17 protein-coding genes and 1 pseudogene are annotated in these 18790 nt (G+C 64.6%); 8 read left to right on the plus strand and 10 right to left on the minus strand.

The features are described 5' to 3' along the window. Position 1 precedes the first annotated feature (1 nt). Together JLC71_RS13820 and JLC71_RS13825 are read right to left on the minus strand one after the other, a co-directional pair. Positions 2 to 751 carry a LytR/AlgR family response regulator transcription factor gene (locus tag JLC71_RS13820; RefSeq protein ID WP_200916027.1) on the minus strand — a complete coding sequence of 250 codons (750 nt, stop codon included), beginning with the start codon at positions 749 to 751 and terminating at the stop codon, positions 2 to 4. Continuing rightward, entirely contained in the window at positions 717 to 1751 is a 1035-nt protein-coding gene (locus JLC71_RS13825) for a sensor histidine kinase (RefSeq protein WP_200916028.1), read from the minus strand. The genes JLC71_RS13820 and JLC71_RS13825 overlap by 35 nt, the downstream gene beginning before the upstream one ends. Positions 1752 to 1887: 136 nt before the next feature. Between JLC71_RS13825 and JLC71_RS13830 the strand changes: the two genes are divergently transcribed. Then, on the plus strand, positions 1888 to 3384 hold the full coding sequence (locus JLC71_RS13830) for a YifB family Mg chelatase-like AAA ATPase (protein WP_200916029.1): 1497 nt from the start codon (positions 1888 to 1890) through the stop codon (positions 3382 to 3384). Here the strand turns inward: JLC71_RS13830 and JLC71_RS13835 are convergent. The 6 genes and pseudogenes from JLC71_RS13835 to JLC71_RS13860 form a co-directional block, all read right to left on the minus strand. Continuing rightward, a complete protein-coding gene (locus JLC71_RS13835; RefSeq protein ID WP_200916030.1) occupies positions 3381 to 3791 on the minus strand; it encodes a globin family protein in 411 nt (136 codons plus the stop codon). The genes JLC71_RS13830 and JLC71_RS13835 overlap by 4 nt on opposite strands. A gap of 68 nt (positions 3792 to 3859) precedes the next feature. Further along, on the minus strand, positions 3860 to 4801 hold the full coding sequence (locus tag JLC71_RS13840) for a GlxA family transcriptional regulator (protein ID WP_200916031.1): 942 nt from the start codon (positions 4799 to 4801) through the stop codon (positions 3860 to 3862). A gap of 2 nt (positions 4802 to 4803) precedes the next feature. Further along, the gene (locus JLC71_RS13845; RefSeq protein WP_200916032.1) at positions 4804 to 5997 is read right to left on the minus strand and encodes an MFS transporter; all 1194 of its coding nucleotides are present in this window, start codon (positions 5995 to 5997) and stop codon (positions 4804 to 4806) included. Positions 5998 to 6189: 192 nt separating this feature from the next. Continuing rightward, a pseudogene (locus JLC71_RS13850) lies at positions 6190 to 7163 on the minus strand (IS481 family transposase). Positions 7164 to 7274: 111 nt separating this feature from the next. Then, complete coding sequence (locus tag JLC71_RS13855; RefSeq protein WP_200916033.1) at positions 7275 to 8660, minus strand: dihydrolipoyl dehydrogenase; 1386 nt, start codon at positions 8658 to 8660, stop codon at positions 7275 to 7277. 148 nt (positions 8661 to 8808) lie between these two features. Beyond that, entirely contained in the window at positions 8809 to 9540 is a 732-nt protein-coding gene (locus JLC71_RS13860; RefSeq protein WP_200916034.1) for a glutathione peroxidase, read from the minus strand. A gap of 212 nt (positions 9541 to 9752) precedes the next feature. On the opposite strand from JLC71_RS13860, the gene JLC71_RS13865 reads away from it, so the two are divergent. The 5 genes from JLC71_RS13865 (at position 9753) to JLC71_RS13885 (ending at position 14369) form a co-directional block, all read left to right on the plus strand. Further along, positions 9753 to 11963 carry a mechanosensitive ion channel family protein gene (locus JLC71_RS13865; RefSeq protein WP_200916035.1) on the plus strand — a complete coding sequence of 737 codons (2211 nt, stop codon included), beginning with the start codon at positions 9753 to 9755 and terminating at the stop codon, positions 11961 to 11963. A gap of 70 nt (positions 11964 to 12033) precedes the next feature. After that, positions 12034 to 12795: a sulfite exporter TauE/SafE family protein gene (locus tag JLC71_RS13870; RefSeq protein ID WP_200916036.1), complete on the plus strand. Its 762-nt coding sequence runs from the start codon at positions 12034 to 12036 to the stop codon at positions 12793 to 12795. A 19-nt stretch (positions 12796 to 12814) separates the two neighbouring features. Beyond that, on the plus strand, positions 12815 to 13126 hold the full coding sequence (locus JLC71_RS13875; protein WP_200916037.1) for a YkgJ family cysteine cluster protein: 312 nt from the start codon (positions 12815 to 12817) through the stop codon (positions 13124 to 13126). Next, on the plus strand, positions 13123 to 13578 hold the full coding sequence (locus JLC71_RS13880) for an EVE domain-containing protein (protein ID WP_200916038.1): 456 nt from the start codon (positions 13123 to 13125) through the stop codon (positions 13576 to 13578). The genes JLC71_RS13875 and JLC71_RS13880 overlap by 4 nt, the downstream gene beginning before the upstream one ends. Then, on the plus strand, positions 13545 to 14369 hold the full coding sequence (locus JLC71_RS13885; RefSeq protein ID WP_236250903.1) for a sulfite exporter TauE/SafE family protein: 825 nt from the start codon (positions 13545 to 13547) through the stop codon (positions 14367 to 14369). Before JLC71_RS13880 ends, JLC71_RS13885 begins: the two co-directional genes overlap by 34 nt. A 46-nt stretch (positions 14370 to 14415) precedes the next feature. On the opposite strand, the gene JLC71_RS13890 is transcribed toward JLC71_RS13885, so the two are convergent. Then, complete coding sequence (locus JLC71_RS13890) at positions 14416 to 15360, minus strand: carbohydrate kinase family protein (RefSeq protein ID WP_200916039.1); 945 nt, start codon at positions 15358 to 15360, stop codon at positions 14416 to 14418. A 127-nt stretch (positions 15361 to 15487) separates the two neighbouring features. Between JLC71_RS13890 and JLC71_RS13895 the strand changes: the two genes are divergently transcribed. Continuing rightward, a complete protein-coding gene (locus JLC71_RS13895; protein ID WP_200916040.1) occupies positions 15488 to 16612 on the plus strand; it encodes a GGDEF domain-containing protein in 1125 nt (374 codons plus the stop codon). A 247-nt stretch (positions 16613 to 16859) separates the two neighbouring features. Then, complete coding sequence (locus JLC71_RS13900; protein ID WP_200916041.1) at positions 16860 to 18104, plus strand: Dol-P-Glc:Glc(2)Man(9)GlcNAc(2)-PP-Dol alpha-1,2-glucosyltransferase; 1245 nt, start codon at positions 16860 to 16862, stop codon at positions 18102 to 18104. A 1-nt stretch (position 18105) separates the two neighbouring features. On the opposite strand, the gene trhA is transcribed toward JLC71_RS13900, so the two are convergent. After that, positions 18106 to 18726 (minus strand): PAQR family membrane homeostasis protein TrhA, encoded by a 621-nt coding sequence (gene trhA / locus JLC71_RS13905; RefSeq protein ID WP_200916042.1) that lies wholly within the window; start codon positions 18724 to 18726, stop codon positions 18106 to 18108. Between the last annotated feature and the right edge of the window lie 64 nt (positions 18727 to 18790).

Consider the following 18790-nt stretch of genomic DNA (forward strand, 5'->3'; position numbering starts at 1 on the left):
CTTATTTCTTGAAATCCTTGATCACGTGCTGCTGGCGTCGACTGACCGCGAGCCGCTCGGGCAGATCCTTGAGCACGGCGACCCAGTGCGTTTCACCGCCATTCGACGCCGCGCGCTCGAAACCGGCCAGTGCATCGGTGGCGATCAGGCAGTTACGATGGATACGCACGAACTGGCTACCGAACTCTTCTTCGAGCCGGGTCAGCGAGTCTTCCAGCAGGTACTCGCGCTCGCGGGTCTTGAGCGTGATGTATTTCTGCTCGGCCTTGAGGTAGCGCGCGTCGGACACCGGGATCAAATGCAGTCGGCCGCGTTCGGTGACGCTGAAGTGGCTGCGCGCGTGCGACGACGGCGCCGCTTCGCTGCGTGCCTGGCGCGCCTGGGCGACGCGCTTGAGTGCTTCGATCAGCCGCTCGCGCCGGATCGGCTTGAGCAGGTAATCGATGGCGCGAACCTCGAACGCGGCGACGCCGTATTCCTCGAAGGCGGTGGCGAAAATCACCGCCGGCGGGTGTTCCTGCGATTGCAGTTCACGCGCCAGCTCGATGCCGCTCATTTGCGGCATCTGGATATCGATGATCGCGGCGTCGGCGTCGGCGTCGCTCAGCTGGCTGAGCGCGGACATGCCATTGGTGGCGGTACCGACAATCTCGTGCGGGCATTCGTCCGCACAGTCGACCAGGACGTCCTGCAGCCGGCGTAGGGCCGGTAGTTCGTCATCGACGAGAAAAAGGCGCAGCGGCGTCGTCATGCAAAATCTCCCGGTAGGGCAGCAAGATGTGTACTTGATAATAGTCGCTGCCGGCTTCTGTCGTGAGGCTTGCTTCGGTATCGAAGTGCAGCAGCAATCTTTCGCGGATGTTTTCCAGTGCCATGCCGTTGCCTTCACGCACCCTGATCATATTGCCAGGCAAGGCGTTGCGCACGATCAGGTGCACCCGATCACGTGCCTGCGTGATACGGATCTGGATCGGTGGCGGTTCCAGCAAGGGCTCGACGCCATAATAGATGGCGTTTTCCAGCAGTGGTTGCAAAACCAGCGGCGGTACCGCGGCGTTTTCGGGCATGTCGTCGATCTGCCAGTCGACCTTGAGTCGGTCGCCGAGGCGAATCATTTCGATATTCAGGTAGCGCTCGGCGATCTCAACCTCGCTCACCAGCCGCGCCAGCCGGCGGTTGTCCTTCATCACCACGCGGAACAGATCGGCGATGTCCTGCAGCGCTTCTTCGGCCTTGGCCGGTTCGTAGCGGATCAGCGACAGCACGGCATTCAGACTATTGAAGAAGAAGTGCGGGCGAATCCGCGCCTGCAGTGCCGACAGCCTTGCTTCGGCCAGTCGCGGCACCAGCGCGCGGTGGCGCATTTGCAACAGCCATAGAAAACCCAGCGTCGACAGCAGGATCATCAGTTCGGGGGCGAACTGGGCATTGGGTTGCGCCTGGATCGGCATCAGCAGCGTCCGGCCGATCCAGCCACAGCCAACGGTGACGGTGCAGACAATGAAAACGCCCAATCGGTAAGGCAATCGCGCCAGTGTCGGCGCCAGCCCGGCCAGAATGGCCAGTGACGGCAGCAGCACCAGCTCGACCCAGATCGCCGCGCCAGTGACGCGCGTGCTCCAGTGCACCCAGTGTGGCAGCTCGGCCAGGGTGTGCAGCAGCAGCAGCAGGTGCGAATAGACGAGGGCATGCAACATCACGCTCGGCGAGCGGAAATCGGGCAACTCGTCGATGACGGTTTGGGCGCTCACAAGGACTTGGGACGGGCTGGAAAGCATCAACTATAACGAAACCCGCCGTTCGTCGGTTTTTTGGCTGCTTTGCGGTCGGCTTGTACCGCCCGTCGGTTGAATTCGACGTCATGCACCGCTCATTGGAAACCTCGTCATGTCGATCGCCCTGATCCATAGCCGCGCCCTGCTGGGGCTTGCGGCACAAGCCGTGACCGTCGAGGTTCACCTCGCCAATGGCCTGCCGGCGTGCACGCTGGTGGGCTTGCCCGATGCCGAAGTGCGCGAGGCACGCGAACGTGTGCGCGCGGCGTTGTCGGTGGCGGGCTTCGAGTTTCCGCAGCGGCGCATCACGGTGAATCTGGCGCCGGCCGATCTGCCCAAATCGTCGGGCCAGTTCGATCTGCCGATCGCCATCGGCCTCTTGGCCGCGAGCGAGCAGATTCCGGCGGCCCGGCTTGATGATTATGAATTTGCCGGCGAACTGGGTTTGGCCGGCGATTTGCGCCCGGTACGCGGTGCGCTGGCCTTGGCGCGTGCGGCTGCCGAGGCCGGGCGCACGCTGATCGTGCCTTCCGGCTGTGCGGCGGAAGCGGCGCTTTACCCCGGCGCCCGCGTGCTGGCGGCGGATCATTTGCTGCAGGTTTGCCGTTATTTCGCCACCGGCGAGCCCTTGGCCGAGGCGCAGGCCTTGCCGGTGGGTGAGGCGTGGATGGGGCCGGATCTGGCCGATGTGCGCGGCCAGGCGCAGGCGCGGCGCGCGCTTGAGGTCGCCGCGGCCGGGCGGCATTCGCTGTTGTTGATCGGCCCGCCGGGCACCGGAAAATCGATGCTGGCGCAGCGCTTGCCCGGCTTGTTGCCGGCGCTGTCGGCCGACGAGGCGATCGATGTCGCCAGCGTGCAGTCGCTGTCGCGCGCGGGTTTTGACGTGCGCCGTTTTGGCGTCAGACCGTTTCGGCATCCGCATCACACCGCATCGGCGGTGGCGCTGGTTGGCGGTGGCAGCGTACCGCAACCGGGCGAAATCTCGCTGGCGCATCACGGTGTGCTGTTCATGGATGAACTGCCCGAATTCGATCGACGGGTGCTCGAAGTGCTGCGCGAGCCGCTGGAAACCGGCGAGGTGCATATCGCTCGCGCCGCGCATTCGGCGTGTTTTCCGGCGCGGTTTCAACTGGTCGCGGCGATGAACCCGTGCCCCTGCGGCTATCTGGGACACCCGAAGAAAGGGTGTCGCTGTTCGGCCGAGCAGGTGGCGCGTTATCGCGGCCGGCTGTCCGGGCCCTTGCTGGACCGCATCGATCTGATCGTCGAGGTGCCGGCCTTGCCGGAAACCGCGCTACTGGCGGCCCCCGACGGCGAAGCGAGTGCCGTGGTGCGGCTGCGCAGCGAGGATGCCAGCCAGCGTGCCGTAATGAGACAGGGCAAGCCGAACTCGGCGTTGGCGGGCAAGGAGATCGAGCTGCATTGCCGCGTCGACGAGGCAGGGCGGGTAATGTTGCAAACGGCGCTGGAACGCTTGGGATTGTCGGCGCGGGCCTATCACCGGGTGTTGCGGGTGGCGCGCACGATTGCCGATCTGGCCGGCGCAGAGACGATCGCCGCGGCGCATGTGGCCGAGGCGGTGCAGTATCGGCGGGGGCTGAGCGGCTAGCCGCCGCGGGTCTGGCTCAGTGGCAGCGATTGGCTGATGACGTCGAGCCGTTGCCGCCACGGTTCGGCCAGATGCGGTGGCAGATGACGATCGATCGATTCGGTGAACAGGGCGTTGACGGTGCGCCATTCGCATTCGCTGACCTTGCCGTCGTCGACCTCCGCGAAGTGCGGCAGTGCCGGTGGCAGGCGGTAACTTTCGCCATCGAGCACCGCATGCCAGAAGGCGAGCAGCCGGCGGCGCAGTACGTCGAATTCGGGCATGCGCTCGTTCACCGTGGCAAACCACGGGTGCTGGCGCAGTGCGGCGACAAAGTCGTCGATGACGGCCTGTAGCCGGCTGTAACCGATGGCGCTGGCAAGGCCTTGCATCGCGAACCCCTTGTTGTGTTTGTTGACGGTAGACAAACCTTACACCGTCTAGGTTGCGGTATTACTACCCGGGGTGCTGTGATCCGGCTCACGCGCCGGCCGCGTCAGCCGCCGCCAAAGCGCTGGCGATAGTCCTGCGGATTGACGCCGCGATGCCGCAGCAACACCCGCCGCAGCGTTTGCGCATCGGACAGCCCGGCATCGAGGGCGACGCGCTTGAGCGGCAGCGTGGTGTCGGTCAGCAGGTGGCAGGCGCGATCGAGCCGCAGCAATTCGACCGCCGCCGCCGGTGTTTGCCCGGTGGCGGCGACGAAATGGCGGGCGAAGCTGCGCGGGCTCATCTTCATCCTTGCCGCGAGTGCGTCGATGCGCAGATCGGCGTCGGGGTGGTCGGCGATCCAGGCGATCAGTTCGGCAAAGCCCGTATCGCGGCTTTGCGCCGCCAGCGCGGCGCTGAACTGCGACTGGCCGCCCGGGCGCTTGAGGAAAACGACCATCTGCCTGGCGATGCGCATTGCCACCGAGTGGCCGAGATCGGCTTCGACCAGCGCCAGCGCCAGATCGATGCCGGCCGAAATACCCGCCGAGGTCCAGACCGGGCCGTCGTTGATGTAGATCGCGTCGGCATCGACGGCGATGCTCGGATCGATCACCTGCAACTGCGCCGCGTACTGCCAGTGCGTCGTGGCACGCCGGCCGGCGAGCACGCCGGCGGCGGCAAGGATCAGCGCGCCGGTGCAGACGCTGGCGACGCGGCGTACCTGCGGCACCCAGTCCTGCAGCGCCTTTGATACCGCCGGTGCGCTCGGTTGGCCGCCGGGAACGATCAGCGTGTCGATGTCGGTGAGCGAATCGAGTTTCACCGTCGCGAACTCGGCGCCGGCCGAACTCTTGATCGGGCCGCCGGCGATCGACGCCAGCGTGGTCCGGTACGGCGCCGGCACGGCAAAGCCGTTGCGCCCCGGCTGCGAGAACACCTCGAGCGGCCCGGCGACGTCGAGGACGTTGACATCGGGATAGAGCACGAAGACGACGTGACGGGCCATGATCAGGCCGCCGCGGTGACGGGACGCGGGGTAAAGCGCCAGTACAAGGTCGCCAGCACCGGGACGATCAGCAGCGGCAGCACCGCGGCGTTCAGCGCGCCCCAGCCGTAGCGCTGCAGCCACGGCGCGGCGATGAACGAGCCGAGCGCGGCGGCGCAACTGGTTGCGAACTCGCTGCCGCCTTGTGTGCGGGCGCGTTCGCTCGGCCGGTACGATTGCGCCAGCAGCGTGGTGCCGGCGACGAACATGAAGTTCCAGCCGACGCCGAGCAGCATCAGCGCGATGTAGAACGCTGGCAGCGACGTCGACGCCTGGCCGAGCACCGCGCTGGCGGCGAGCAGCAACGCGCCCGACAGCGAGACCGGCAGCATGCCGAAGCGGGTGATCAGTCGGCCCGAAACGAAGGCCGGCGCAAACATGCCGAGCATGTGCCACTGGATCACGCCGGCACCGTCGGCCACGTTGAAGCCGCAGGCCAGCATTGCCAGCGGCGTCGCCGTCATCAGGCACACCATCACCGCGTAGGCGATCAGGTTGTTGGCGATCGCGGCGATGAACACCGGCTGCGCCACGATGAGCGAGAGCGGGCGGGGTGCTTCATGCGCAACCGCTTCGACGGCGTTATCCGGCGATTCGCGGTAGCGCAGTAACAGCAGCAGCGACGCCAGCCCCAGTGCCGCCGCGAGCAGGTAGGCGCCGGCAAACGGCACCGCGGCGAACCAGCCCTGCGCGCTCTTGGCCAGCAACGGCCCGAACAGCGCGGCCAGCACGCCGCCGGTCATCACCGTCGCGATCGTCCGCGCCTTGGCGTCGCCTTGCGATTCGTCGGCCGCCGCCAGCCGGTAGTACTGCGCGAACGCCTGGAACACGCCGATGCCGGCGGTGCCGACGCAGAACAGCACGAAATCGTGGCGGAACATCGCCAGTGCCGAGATCAGCCCGCCGAGCATCCCGGCGGCCGCACCGATGGCGAAGCCGCGCCGCCGGCCGAGCTTCTTGAGCAGCGACGCGGCGACCAGCGCCGTCAGCGCGGCGGTGACGATGATGATCGTGAACGGCAAGGTCGCCAGACGCTTGTCGGCGGCGAGTACATAACCGGCGAGGCCGGTCAGCGTCAGGTCGATCGAAATGGCTGCGGTATACAGGCCTTGGCAAACGGCGAGGGTGCGGATATTGCCGCGGTGAGCGTCGGACATGAAAGGAATCCGGTGAGGGTGAAACCCGAGTATGGCAGCAGCATTTTTGGCACGAATGCCAAGATGATGTCAATTTCTGCCAGAGTGACGCAGGCCGGTGTTACCGGCTTTATGCTTACGTTTATCTAGTAAACACTTTCTTTTGCCTTTATTTTGTTGACGTCACAAATCAGCATTTTGATAATCACCGGCTTACTTTTCCAGTCCCGGACGATTCACCACGCGCTTAACAAATAAATCCGGCCGTCGCTGCTGCCAATCTTTCATCGCCTGCAGCGGCGTTCGGTGTTGCAAGGCCAGTTGCGGTAAGTGCTGGTTGTACAGCCACACATAGCGCTGCAACGTCTGCGCCAAATCCTCGCCAGACTCAAAGCGATGCGTCGCCAGTACCTCGCTGATCCGGCCGTTGAAACGCTCAACCATGCCGTTGGTTTGCGGATGGCGCGGTTTGGTCAGCCGGTGCTCAATCTGCAGCGCTGTGCACAGCCGATCAAACTCATGCTCGCCGCTGGCGGTCTTGGTTTTATTGAACAAGCGATCGGTGAACTCACTGCCGTTGTCGGTCAACAGGATCTGCAATTTAAACGGGATGGCTTTGGCCAAGGCGGCCAGGAATGCCTTCGCGCTTGCAGCGGTCTTGTTGGGCTTGATCTGCACGAACACCCAGCGGGTGGCGCGGTCGATGGCGACGAATAGATAGCGGCGGGTGGTTTCGTCCGGCATTTGCGGCAGGTATTTGACGTCGACATGGACAAAGCCAGGGTCGTAATCCTTGAAGGGTTTGCTGTTGCGCGCCCGCTGTGTCGGTTCGAGCGCATGCAGGCTGCCGACGCCGTGGCGGCGCAGGCAGCGATCCAGTCCGGAGCGGGAGACCGTCGGATGCAGGAACTCGCGGATCACCACCAGCAATCATCCAGCCCCAGCTTAAGGGTTTGGCGCAGTTGTACTGCGACCGCTTCTTGCGCGGGCGTCAGCGTGGTTTGCAGTCGATGCGCCGTATGAGAACGATCCTGTACGTCCTGGCGTTGGCGCCACTTGCGAATGGTATCCACGGTGACGCCGTAGCGACGTGCCAGTTCGGTGTTGGGTATGCTGGTCGGCGCCGCCTGGATTTCGGCGCGAATGGCCGGGGTGGTGCGGGCGCGCTGGTGCAGTTGGACGATCATCGGGCTGACCTCGTCAGGGAAGCTCGCAGCTTAGCAAGCGCATGGCGGGCACAGTGAAGTCGCCAGCTGCGAGGGCTTAGATTATCATCCGGGATGCGACATTTATGTCTCTTACAGTTTTACCACCACATCCCTCAACGCCGTCCTCACCCCTTCCTCCACCACCGGGTGATAGAACGGCATCTCCAGCATCTGCTCGACCGTCAGCTCCATCTGCACCGCCCACGCCAGCGTATGGGCGATATTTTCGGCGCGCGGGCCTATCCATTCGGCGCCGAGGAAGGCTCCGGTCGCCTTGTCGGCGTAGACGTGCATCAGCCCGCGGTTTTTCAGCATCACGCGACTGCGGCCTTGGTTCTCGAAACTGACTTCGCCGGTCACGAAGCTGCCCGGTTCGAGATCGGCGAAGCGGGCGCCGACCATGGCGATTTGCGGGTCGCTGAATACCACGCCGATCGGCGCGCGGCGCAGCCCCGGTTTGACGTCGGGATAGCTGGCGGCGTTGCTGCCGGCGGTTTTGCCTTCGTCGGCGGCTTCGTGCAGCAGCGGCAGGATGTTGTTGGCGTCGCCGGCGATGAATACCGGGCTTGATCCGCACTGCAGCGTCTCGCGGTCGAACAGCGGCACACCGCGGGCATCGAGTTCGAGGCCGGTGTTCTCCAGCCCGAGGCTGGCGACGTTGGGGCTGCGGCCGGTGGCCGCGAGCACGTAGTCGAAGCGCTCGGTGACGGTTTCGCCCTTCAGGTTCACGTAGCGGATCACCGCTTCGTCGCCTTCGCGTGCCATAGCTTCGATCTTGGCGTCCGGATCGAGGTAGAACTCTTGCTGGAAAGCGCTGCGGGCGTAGTCGCGGATCGCCGGATCGCTGAGCGGGCCGACGCCGCCACGGGCGCCGAAGACGCGGACGATGACGCCGAGCCGGGCCAGCGCCTGGCCGAGTTCGAGGCCGATCACGCCGGGGCCGAATACGGCAACGCGGCGCGGCAGCGTGTCCCAGCTGAATACGTCGTCGTTGACGACCAGCCGGTCGCCGAACACCTTGAACGGTGCCGGGATATTGGGGCTGGAGCCGGTGGCGATGACCACGCGGCCGGCTTTCACGGTGGTGTGGTCGTCGACCTGCAGCGTCAGGTTGTCGACGAAGCGGGCATAGCCGCGCAGCCGGTCTGACGCCGGGATGCCGTCGACGCTTTCGAGCACGAAGCCGACAAAGCGGTCGCGTTCGCGCTTGACCCGGTCCATCACTTCACGGCCGTTGATGACGATGTCGCCGTCGACGCGCACGCCGAACGGTGCGATGTGACGCAGCTCGTGTGCGGCTTCGGCGGCGGCGATCAAGAGCTTGGACGGCATGCAGCCGACGCGGGCGCAGGTGGTGCCGTAAGGGCCGCCCTCGATCAGCAGCGCGGTCTTGCCGGCGGCCTTGGCGGCACGGTAGGCGGCGAGGCCGGCGGTACCGGCACCGAGGATGGCAATATCGATGGAGATCGTATTCATGCAGCGCTCCTTATCATTATTCGGGTCAGGTCAGTCGTCGTGCCGGATGGGGCTAGGGCCGCGCCATCGGGGCCGGCGATTGAAAAGGGCCGGTCAAGCCGGCCCGTGTGTATTGCGTGCAGCCCGGGTCGAAGCCCGGGCGCGGGCCTTACTTGGCGAGGAAACGCTCGACCTGTTCGTGGCCGCCGATCAGCTTGCCGTTGATGAACACCTGCGGCGCGGTCATCGAGCCCGAGACGGCGCCGAGCGCCTTGCCGCGGATCTTGTTGTCCAGCGGCACTTCGACATAGTCGTAGCCGTGTTCGGTCAGCAATGCCTTGGCCTTGGCGCAGAACGAGCAGCCGACCTTGGCGAACACGACGACCTGATCGGGCTTCTTCGCCTTCGGGTTGATGTAGTCGAGCATGGTGTCGGCGTCCGACACTTCAAACGGATCGCCTTCCTTCTGCGGTTCGATGAACATCTTTTCGACCACGCCGTCCTTCACCAGCATCGAATAGCGCCAGCTGCGCTTGCCGAAGCCGAGGTCGGCCTTGTCGACCAGCATGCCCATGCCTTCGGTGAACTCGCCGTTGCCGTCGGGGATCATCACGATGTTCTGTGCTTCCTGATCCTTGGCCCATTCGTTCATCACGAAGGTATCGTTGACCGAGACGCAGAGGATGGCGTCGACGCCGTTTTCCTTGAACGCCGGTGCGAGTTCGTTGTAACGCGGCAGGTGGGTGGAGGAGCAGGTCGGGGTGAACGCACCCGGCAGCGAGAACAGCGCCACGGTCTTGCCTTTGAAAAGCTCGTCGGTGGTGACGTTCTTCCATTCATTGTTTTCGCGGACGCGGAAAGTGACGTTGGGGACGCGTTGACCTTCACGGTTTTGCAGCATGTCTAAACTCCTTTTATTGAGGCGGGTAGGCTGCGTCTTGCAGCGATGGACGAAGTATCCCGGCGAGCCGGCGATACGTCTAATTTAATGATTTCACCAAATCGATTGTTGATTTCTATCAAGGTGAGGCCGAATCGCATTCGCATTCACCGGCTATCGCCGACGGGCAAGCGGTGCGATCATCGGCCGTCGAACACTTGCAAGGAGCGCCTGTGCGGGCCCGACTGTTGAACTGGCTGTTGTTGCTGTGCCTGATTGTGCCGATGCTGGCGATGGCCGCGCCGTTGCCGGCCACCAAGGCATCCCAGCCGGCTGCGGCGTCGGCGGTATCGCCAGCGGCGTTGACTGCCTCGCTGGATACCGTGATCGCCACGCTGGAAAGCACATCCCAGCGGGAGGCGCTGCTCACCGAACTCAAGGCCTTGCGCACCAGCGCCAGCGCGGTGGCCGCGTCGGCGCCGGTCAGCGTGCAGGACAACGGCTTGCTCGGCGTGCTCAATAGCCAGTTCGATCTCTTACGCAACCAGTTCGACAGCGGTTTCCGCCCTTTGTTGCGCTGGCGGGCGCTGCTTGGCAATAGTGCCAACGAGCTGGGGCTGCGGATCCGCGAGCAGGCGGGCGACCCGTGGCGGCTGCCGGTCGATTTCACCGTCACCCTGCTGGTATGGATGGCGACCGCCTGCGCGCTGAGCTGGAGCGCCACGCAGGTGGGGCGCCGGCTCGGCATCGAGGCCGAACTGCCGGCGCATCCGCGTACGCGCGAATTGCTGCTGTTCCTGCTGCAGCGGATCGCGCCGTGGGCGGTGGCCTTTGGCATGACGCTGTATCTGCTGCGGCTGGCGCCGGCTACCGCGCTGGGCAGCCTGCTGGCGATGCTGCTTGCCTACGGGATGCTGGCCGGCACGCTGTTCGCCGCATTGTGCGTGCTGCTGTTCTCCCTGCGCGCCACCGGTTTGCGCCGGCCGGCGGTGCGGGTGCTGATCGTCCGCGGCCGGCACTGGCTGTTCCTGATCGGCCTGTGCGCGGCTTTTGCCGATGCATTCAGCAACCCGACGGTGAAAATCGAATTCGGTCCCAACCTCGCCGGGCTGGCGGCCTCGTTGACCGATCTGGCGACTATCGCACTGACTGCGGCCTACGTGATCCTTTATCGTCGCCCGGTCGCCCACCTGATACTGAACCGGCCGTATTCGCACCGCCACGCCAGCAAGGCACTGACCGAGACGCTGCAGTTCGTCGCCGCGCTGTGGCACCTGCCGGTGCTGCTGCTGTGTGCGCTGTCGGCGTTCAAGACGCTGGTCAGTGCCGGCCGGCAGACCAATACGCTCAACAGCGCGGTGCTGAGCATCGTGCTGATGGTGGTGGCCTTCCTGATTTCAACCTTCCTGCAGCGCAGTTTCAGCGAAGCCGGGCCGAAAAGGCCGCATCGGCGCTCGCCCTATCTGTTGCGCTTGCTGCAGTTCGGCCGGAACCTGCTGCTCGTGGCGATGTGGTGCGGCTTTGCCGAGCTGTTCGCAAGGATCTGGGGCGTGTCGCTGCTGGAGCTAGGGGCACTGAAAATCCGTGGGCGCACGCTGGATGACATCGTCGGCGGCGTCGTGCTGACGGTGCTGATCGCCTGGCTGCTGTGGATACTGCTCGATACGCTGATCGACGAAAGCATGAAGGGCGGCGGCCATCGCAAGGGCAAGTCGGCCAGCACGCGGGCGCGGACGATCCTGCCGCTGTTCCGCAACGCGATTCTCGGCACCATTCTGGTGGTGGCGACCATCCTGTCGCTGGCCAACCTCGGCATCGACGTGACGCCGCTGATCGCCGGCGCCGGCGTCATCGGCCTCGCGGTCGGTTTCGGCGCGCAGACGCTGGTCAAGGACCTGATCACCGGGCTGTTCATTCTGATCGAGGACACCATTGCCGTTGGCGACTACATCGACGTCGGCGGCCATGCCGGTACCGTTGAAGGGCTGACGATACGCACGGTGAAGCTGCGCGATTCGCAAGGCGCCGTCCACTCGGTGCCGTTCAGCCAGATCGCCAGCATCACCAACTTTGCGCGCGAGTTCGCCTACGCGGTGTTCGATATCGGTGTCGGCTACGACGCCGATATCGAACAGGTGATGCGCACGATCCGCGAGGTCGGCACCGAAATGCGCGGCGAAGCCCGCTGGCGGCGCGAGCTGCTGGCGCCGATCGAGGTGCAGGGGCTGGATCGTTTTGACGCCAGCGCCATCATCATCCGCGCCCGCTTCAAGACCCGGCCGCTGTCGCAGTGGGAGGTGGCGCGGGCGTTCAACCTGCGGCTGAAGAAGCGTTTCGACGAGAAGGGCATCGGCATGCCCTTCCCGCAAATGGACGTGCATTTCGCCCCGCCGTCGGTGCCGCCCGCAGCGGACGAGGCGCGACCCCTGGCGACGCCGGATTAGGGCTAGTCCCCCATTCCGGTGTCAGGCGGAACTATTCACAATGTGGCTTTAGTCTCGGTCTGCATCCGCCATGCCCCAAGAACTGCTGTTCCTGCTGCCGCTGGCGTTCATCGCCGGGATGATCGACGCCGCGGTCGGCGGCGGCGGGCTGATCCTCGTGCCCGGGCTGTTCACCATCCTGCCGCGCGAACTGCCGGCGATGCTGATGGGTACCAACAAGCTCGCCGCGGCGATGGGCACGCTGTCGGCGACGTGGCGCTATGCGCGGCAGGTGAAGCTCGACTGGCACATCCTGCTGCCGAGCGCGGGCGCGGCCTTCGTCGGCGCCTACCTCGGCGCCCGGGCGATCCACCTGCTGCCGGCCAGCTCGGTCCGACCGATGGTGGCGGTGCTGCTGGCGCTGATGCTGGCCTACACCTGGTTCAAGCCGGCGTTCGGCGGCGAGGACGCCGGCCGGCCGCTGACCCGGCGCGATCTGTATATCGGCATGGCGATCGGCATGGCGATCGGCTTCTACGACGGCTTCTTCGGCCCCGGCACCGGCTCCTTCCTGATCTTCCTGTTCGTGCGCTGTTTCCATTTCGACTTCGTGCGCGCGTCGGCATCGGCCAAGGTCGTCAATCTGGCGACCAACTTCGCGTCGTTGGCGTTCTTCATCCCGGCCAAGCTGGTGCTGTTCGGCTATGCGATTCCGATGGCGATCGCCAATATCGCCGGCGCCCAGGTCGGTAGCCATCTGGCGCTGAAGGGTGGCAATACCTGGATACGCCGGCTGTTCCTGACGCTGGCGCTGGTGCTGCTCGCCAAGCTCAGCTGGGACATGATCAAGTAGCGCCCCGTACAATGGCCCGATGACGATCGAATCGAATGCGCCGCTGTCCTGTAGCAGCTGCAAGGCCTGTTGTTGCCAGCTTGAAGTGCTGCTGCTCGCCGGTGATGACGACGTGCCGCCGCAGTTCGTTGCCAAGGACGAATGGGGCGGCGAGGTGATGTTGCGGCTTGATGATGGCTGGTGCGCGGCGCTCAACCGCACGACCATGATGTGCTCGATCTATACGGTGCGGCCGTTGATCTGCCGCGAATACGAGCTCGGCGATTACGATTGCCTCGAGCAGCGCAAGCGCATTCCGATTCTCGCGATCCGAACCCCAGGAGCGACATGAACTACTGGCTGATGAAGTCCGAACCGGCCGATGTCGGCATCGACGATTTGCAGCGCCTCGGCCAGGTCGGCTGGTACGGCGTGCGCAATTATCAGGCACGCAACTTCATGCGCGACGCGATGGCGATCGGCGACGGCGTGCTGTTCTACCACTCGAGTTGCGCCGAACCGGGGGTTGCCGGGCTGGCCGAAGTCTGCCGCGCCGCCTACGCCGACCCGACCCAGTTCGATCCCGAATCCAAGTACTACGATCCCAAATCGACGGCGGAAGCACCGCGCTGGCAGCAGGTCGATGTGCGCTTCGTCGCCAAGGGACGGCTGCTGAGCATAGACGCGATGCGCAGCCATCCCGAACTCGCCGGCATGCAGGTGCTCAAGCGCGGCAACCGGCTGTCGATCACCCCGGTGAGCGAGACCGAATGGCTGGTGATCAAGGCGTTGATCGGATGCTGACCGCGCTGTTTGCCTGTCTTGCGCTGGGTCTTGTCGCCGGCTTGCTCGCCGGCCTGCTGGGTGTCGGCGGCGGCCTGGTGATCGTGCCGGGGCTGTTGTTCGTGTTCCACCTGATTGGCCTGCCCGAGGCGCACCAGCAGCATCTGGCGCTGGGGACGTCGCTGGCGACCATCGTGTTCACCTCGATCGCCAGTTTCCGCGCCCACGCGGCGCACGGAGCGGTGCGCTGGCCGGTGTTCCGCTCGATTGCACCAGGCATCGTCATCGGCACCTTTGTCGGCGCGCAGCTGGCGGGGCTGTTTTCCGGCATTGCGCTCAAGTGGTTCTTTGTCGTTTTCGCCTATCTGGTCGGCGCGCAGATGCTCGCCGATTTCAAGCCCAAACCCAGCCGTGGCCTGCCCGGTACGCTGGGGATGGGCGGCGTCGGCACTGTGATCGGCGCGGTATCGAGCTGGGTCGGCATCGGCGGCGGCTCGCTGTCGGTGCCGTTCATGACGCTGTGCAATGTGCCGGTGCGCGAGGCGATCGGCACCTCGGCGGCGATCGGGCTGCCGATCGCGGCTGCGGGGGCGCTGGGTTATGTGGTCAGCGGCTGGGGCGCGTTCGAGCTGCCGGCGGGCAGCGCCGGCTTCGTCTACCTGCCGGCGCTCGCCGGTATCGTCATCGCCAGCTTTCCGATGGCCAAGGTCGGCGCCAGGCTGGCGCACCGGCTGCCGGTGGCGGTGCTGAAAAAGTGTTTTGCCGCGCTACTGATCGTGCTGGCGACGAAAATGCTGATCAGCCTGATCTGAGCCGTAAAAAAACGCCGCACATCGTGCGGCGTTTTTACTGACACGGTCAGGCTTGCGGCCAGGGCATGCCGAACGCAGCCTGGTAATCGGTGGCGATCGATGCTTGCGTGAAGCTGTGGTTCTGCGCGCCGCGCTGGGCGATTTTCATCGACCCGAGCAGCGAGCCGAGCCGGCCGGTGCTCGGCCAGTCCCAACCGTTGGCGATGCCGTACAGCAGGCCGGCGCGGAAGGCGTCGCCGCAACCGGTCGGGTCGAGCACGGCCGCGGCCTTGACCGGCGGAATCTCGTGCATGACGCCGTCGGCGTAGATATGCGCGCCTTCGGCGCCACGCGTGACGATCAGCGCCTTGAGCTGGGCGGCGATGGCCTCCAGCGACAGGCCGGTGCGCTGGGTGATGATCTCGGCTTCGTAATCATTGGCGGCCAGATAGGTGGCCAGTTCGATCATGTGGCGCAGCTCGTCGCCATCGAACAGCGGGAAGGCCTGGCCGAGATCGAAGATGAAAGGAATGCCCGCCGCGGCGAGCTGTTCGGCACGTTCGATCATCGCTTGCTTGCTGTCCGGGCCGATGATGGCGAGCACCGGTTTTTCGCTGACCTGTTCCAGCCGGTTCAGGTGCGCCAGCCCCATCGCACCGGGGTGGAAAGCGGCGATCTGGTTGTCATCCAGATCGGTGGTGACAAAGCACTGCGCGGTGTACTGCTCGGGCAGTTCGCGCAGGTAGGCGCGGGAAATGCCCAGCGCATCGAGACGCTGCGCATACGGACCGAAATCGCTGCCGACCGTCGCCATGACCAGCGGATCACCGCCAAGCAGCTTGAGCGAGTAGGCGATGTTGCCGGCGCAGCCGCCGAATTCGCGGCGCATCTCGGGCACCAGAAAAGAGACCGACAGCATATGGATCTGCTCAGGCAGAATATGCCGCTTGAATTGATCCTGAAACACCATGATGGTGTCATAGGCGACCGAGCCGCAAATCAACGTGGACATAGGTGTTTCCCGGAAAAAAGTGCGCCGATTATGCCACCTGTCGGAGCCGGTCGCCGCTTCGTCGCATGGGGTTCCGCTGCGGTATGCGCTTTGTTAAGCTTGCAGCATCTGTAGGATTCTCGATTACATGCTGATTTCCCTGTCCAACCTTCTGGTGTTCGCGAGTCTTGCGCTGGGATTGCTCGTCGCCGGCCAGCTGGTATTGCTCGGCAATAGCCAGCACGAACCCGGCCTTGGCCCGCTGGCGCTCACCGGTGCGCTGACCGGGCTGACCGCGCTGCTCGCGGCACTGGGCATGACACCGCTGGCCGTCGCTGCCTGGGCGTTCGCCGAGGCGCTGAGCAATGTCGCGCTGCGTCGCCATCTGCTGAAAACGCCGCACTGGGCGCCGGCGATCGGCTGCGCCTTGCTGGCTTTTCTGCTTGGCGCCGCGTGGCAGCGCCTGTTCGGTCGCGATGTACCGGGAATGCTGGCGCTGGCGGTCGCGATCGTGCCGCTGGTGGTGATGCGATTGCAGCTGCTGCGCGCACCCTTTGCCGAGGAGCGCGCCGGCGGCCCGCGTCTGGTACTGGGTACGGCGTGCGTGCTGCATCTCGCTTACTGGCTGGCCGTGCTGTTTTTCTGGGCCTTCGCCGAACCGGGCTGGTGGGGTAGTGCCGAGGCACTGGTGCTCGAGTGCGTGCTGTTTGGCTTGCTGCAGGCGCTGCTCTGGCCGCAACTGGTGGCGCAGAAGCTGCGCGGGCGGCTGGCGCGCTTGGCGCGTTACGACGTGCTGACCTGGGCGCTGAACCGCCGCGGCTTCGAGGAAATCTGCCTGCGCGAGTTGCGCCGTGCCCGCAAGCACGAGCGCTCGCTCGGTCTGCTGCTGGTCGATATTGACCGGATGCACGCGATCAACAGCCGTTACGGCCACGCCGGCGGCGATCATGTGTTGCGGACCTGCGCCGCAGCCTTGCGCAGCCATTTGCGCCCCGAAGACAGCCTTGGCCGGATCGGCGGCGACAGCTTCTGCATCCTGGCGCCGCACCGCAACGAGGCCGAGCTGCAGACGCTGCTGGGCGAGCTGCGCGAGGCGCTGACGACCATCGTCTCGGATTACGACGATATCGCCATCCGCGTTTCGGCTGGGGTCAGCATGGCGATGTATCCGAATGATGGCGCCGACTTCCCGGTGCTGTACGGCCAGGCGCAATCGCGACTGCGCCCGGCAACCGATGGCCCGGCTTCGGGCTTCATGGTCGCGCGCACCTGATCGCGGCCCCGGCCTGCCGATATCAAACTGCCCGCTTGCGCGGGCAGTACTGTTTTTGCCGCCGCGACTGATGTGCGCTGCCAACACCTTCGGGTCTCAACCGGAACGCCCACCGGGCCAAAGCAACCGGCCATCGTTGCCGCCCGCTTTCAGCGCTGTTTACGCTGGAGCGGCCGAGGGGTCTTGTTTAGATTGTCGGATTAATGCCAATTGCATATCCATGATCCGAACGGAGCGGTAAATCCTCATGAGAACAAGCGAAATGCGCCCGGCCATGCTGGTCTGGTGGCAATCGGAAAAGCGGCGCCACGCGCTGGTGCTGTGCCTGATCATCGCGCTGGCCTATCTGTATTGCCGTAACGCGATCATCGTCGGTGATGAAGTTGTGCACGAAGCGCAAATCCGCCGCTTTCTGGATGGCGATTTCAGTATCGATCCACGGCTGACGACGATCCCGGGCTATCACCTGCTGGTTGCGGCGTTGAGCTGGCCGCTGGGGGCGTATTCGCTGGCCACGGTGCGCGGAATCGGCACGCTGTTTGGCATTGCGCTGATCGTGGTGTATGCACTGTTGCTGCGCCAGCGCAGCGGCACGGTCTCGTCGCAGCGGCTGGTACAGTTCGCGTTCTTCCCGATTTTCCTGCCGTATTTCTATCTGGCTTATACCGATGTGCTGTCGCTGCTGGTCGTGCTTGGCGCCTTGCTGTTTGCGCTGCGCGCTCAGGCGATTCCGGCCGCGGTATTGCTGGCTGTCAGCGTGTGCATCCGCCAGCAGAACGTGGTGTGGCTGCTGGCGATTCCGGTACTGGTGTATTGCCGCGACAGCGGTTTTCGCTGGTGCCGCGATACGCTGAAATCACACCTCGCCAACGGCGGCCTCTACCTGCTGGCGCTGCTGGGATTTGCGGTTTTCGTGTTTTGGAATGGCGGCGTGGCCGTCGGTGATCGCGGTGCGCATCCGGCGTCAGGGCTTTTTGTCGGCAATGTGTTTTTCATGCTGCTGCTGTACGCGATCTTCTTTGCGCCGAGCGTGATCGCCAACCTGCCGACGATGCTGGCCTACGCACGCCAGCACAGTTCCGTGCCGCTGTTGCTGGCTGGCCTGCTGGTGCTTTATCTATTCGGCTTTCAAGGCAGCCACCCCTACAACAGCATCCAGCCCGACTATTTCCTGCGTAATGGTTTGTTGCAGCTGTTGTCGTCGTCGCTGCCGGTCAAGCTGGCATTCTTTGTGCCGATCGCGCTGGCCGCGCTGGACTGGCTGGCGATGGCGCAACGTCAGCCCAAGCTGCATGTCATCGCGGTATTCAGTGTGCTGGCGCTGTTGCCGTCGTGGCTGATCGAACAGCGTTACATGATGATTCCGTTTGCCCTGCTGTTGCTGTACCGCGAAGACGGCCGGCCCGGCGTGCAGGCGCTGACCAGCGCGCTGTATGCGGTCGTGGCCGTGGTGTTTATCTACGGCACGGCCACGCTGCGCTTCTTCCTGTGAATCAGGCCACGTAGAGCAGGATGCTGAAGAAATGGCAGATGCTGCCACCCAGCACGAACAGGTGCCAGATGCCGTGACCGTGGCGAATTTTTGCGTCGAAGATGAAGAAGATGATCCCCACGCTGTAGATCACGCCGCCGGCGACCAGCCAGGCTAGGCCGGCGGCCGGCAAGGCCATCTGCAATGGCTTGATCGCGATCAGGATCAGCCAGCCCATCAGCACGTAGATGATCAGCGAGAATACCCGCGTGCGCTTGCCGATCAGCAGCTCCTGGATGATGCCGATCAGCGCCAGTCCCCAGCTGATACCGAACAGCGTCCAGCCCCAGGGGCCGCGCAGCGTGACCAGCGAGAATGGCGTGTAGCTGCCGGCGATCAACAGGTAGATCGCGCAGTGGTCGAATTTCTGCAGTACCTTCTTGGCACCCGCATGGCGGATCGAGTGATACAGCGTCGATGCGCCGTAGAGCAGCACCAGCGTCGCGCCATAGATGCTGACGCTGACCACTTGCCAGGCATTGCCGTACAGGCTGGCGACGACAATCAGCACGGCCAGCCCGATGAGCGCGAGGGCCGTGCCGATCAGATGGCTATAACTATTGAATCGTTCTCCGCGGTACATGATTCCTCCGGTCGAAGCCAAGAGCATAACCGCAGGATGTGTCGCCGCATCGTTGAAATTACCG

This window comes from Jeongeupia sp. HS-3, from assembly GCF_015140455.1.
Classification (GTDB): domain Bacteria; phylum Pseudomonadota; class Gammaproteobacteria; order Burkholderiales; family Chitinibacteraceae; genus Jeongeupia.

Excerpts from the sequence above, each read along its gene's own strand:
- JLC71_RS13860 (WP_200916034.1), bottom strand. The coding sequence starts at position 9,540 with ATGCTGCAAAACCGTGAAGGTCAACGCGTCCCCAACGTCACTTTCCGC.
- JLC71_RS13870 (WP_200916036.1), top strand. The coding sequence starts at position 12,034 with ATGCCCCAAGAACTGCTGTTCCTGCTGCCGCTGGCGTTCATCGCCGGG.
- JLC71_RS13875 (WP_200916037.1), top strand. The coding sequence starts at position 12,815 with ATGACGATCGAATCGAATGCGCCGCTGTCCTGTAGCAGCTGCAAGGCC.
- JLC71_RS13855 (WP_200916033.1), bottom strand. The coding sequence starts at position 8,660 with ATGAATACGATCTCCATCGATATTGCCATCCTCGGTGCCGGTACCGCC.
- JLC71_RS13885 (WP_236250903.1), top strand. The coding sequence starts at position 13,545 with ATGGCTGGTGATCAAGGCGTTGATCGGATGCTGACCGCGCTGTTTGCC.
- JLC71_RS13890 (WP_200916039.1), bottom strand. The coding sequence starts at position 15,360 with ATGTCCACGTTGATTTGCGGCTCGGTCGCCTATGACACCATCATGGTG.
- JLC71_RS13900 (WP_200916041.1), top strand. The coding sequence starts at position 16,860 with ATGAGAACAAGCGAAATGCGCCCGGCCATGCTGGTCTGGTGGCAATCG.
- trhA (WP_200916042.1), bottom strand. The coding sequence starts at position 18,726 with ATGTACCGCGGAGAACGATTCAATAGTTATAGCCATCTGATCGGCACG.
- JLC71_RS13830 (WP_200916029.1), top strand. The coding sequence starts at position 1,888 with ATGTCGATCGCCCTGATCCATAGCCGCGCCCTGCTGGGGCTTGCGGCA.
- JLC71_RS13880 (WP_200916038.1), top strand. The coding sequence starts at position 13,123 with ATGAACTACTGGCTGATGAAGTCCGAACCGGCCGATGTCGGCATCGAC.
- JLC71_RS13840 (WP_200916031.1), bottom strand. The coding sequence starts at position 4,801 with ATGGCCCGTCACGTCGTCTTCGTGCTCTATCCCGATGTCAACGTCCTC.
- JLC71_RS13845 (WP_200916032.1), bottom strand. The coding sequence starts at position 5,997 with ATGTCCGACGCTCACCGCGGCAATATCCGCACCCTCGCCGTTTGCCAA.
- JLC71_RS13820 (WP_200916027.1), bottom strand. The coding sequence starts at position 751 with ATGACGACGCCGCTGCGCCTTTTTCTCGTCGATGACGAACTACCGGCC.
- JLC71_RS13895 (WP_200916040.1), top strand. The coding sequence starts at position 15,488 with ATGCTGATTTCCCTGTCCAACCTTCTGGTGTTCGCGAGTCTTGCGCTG.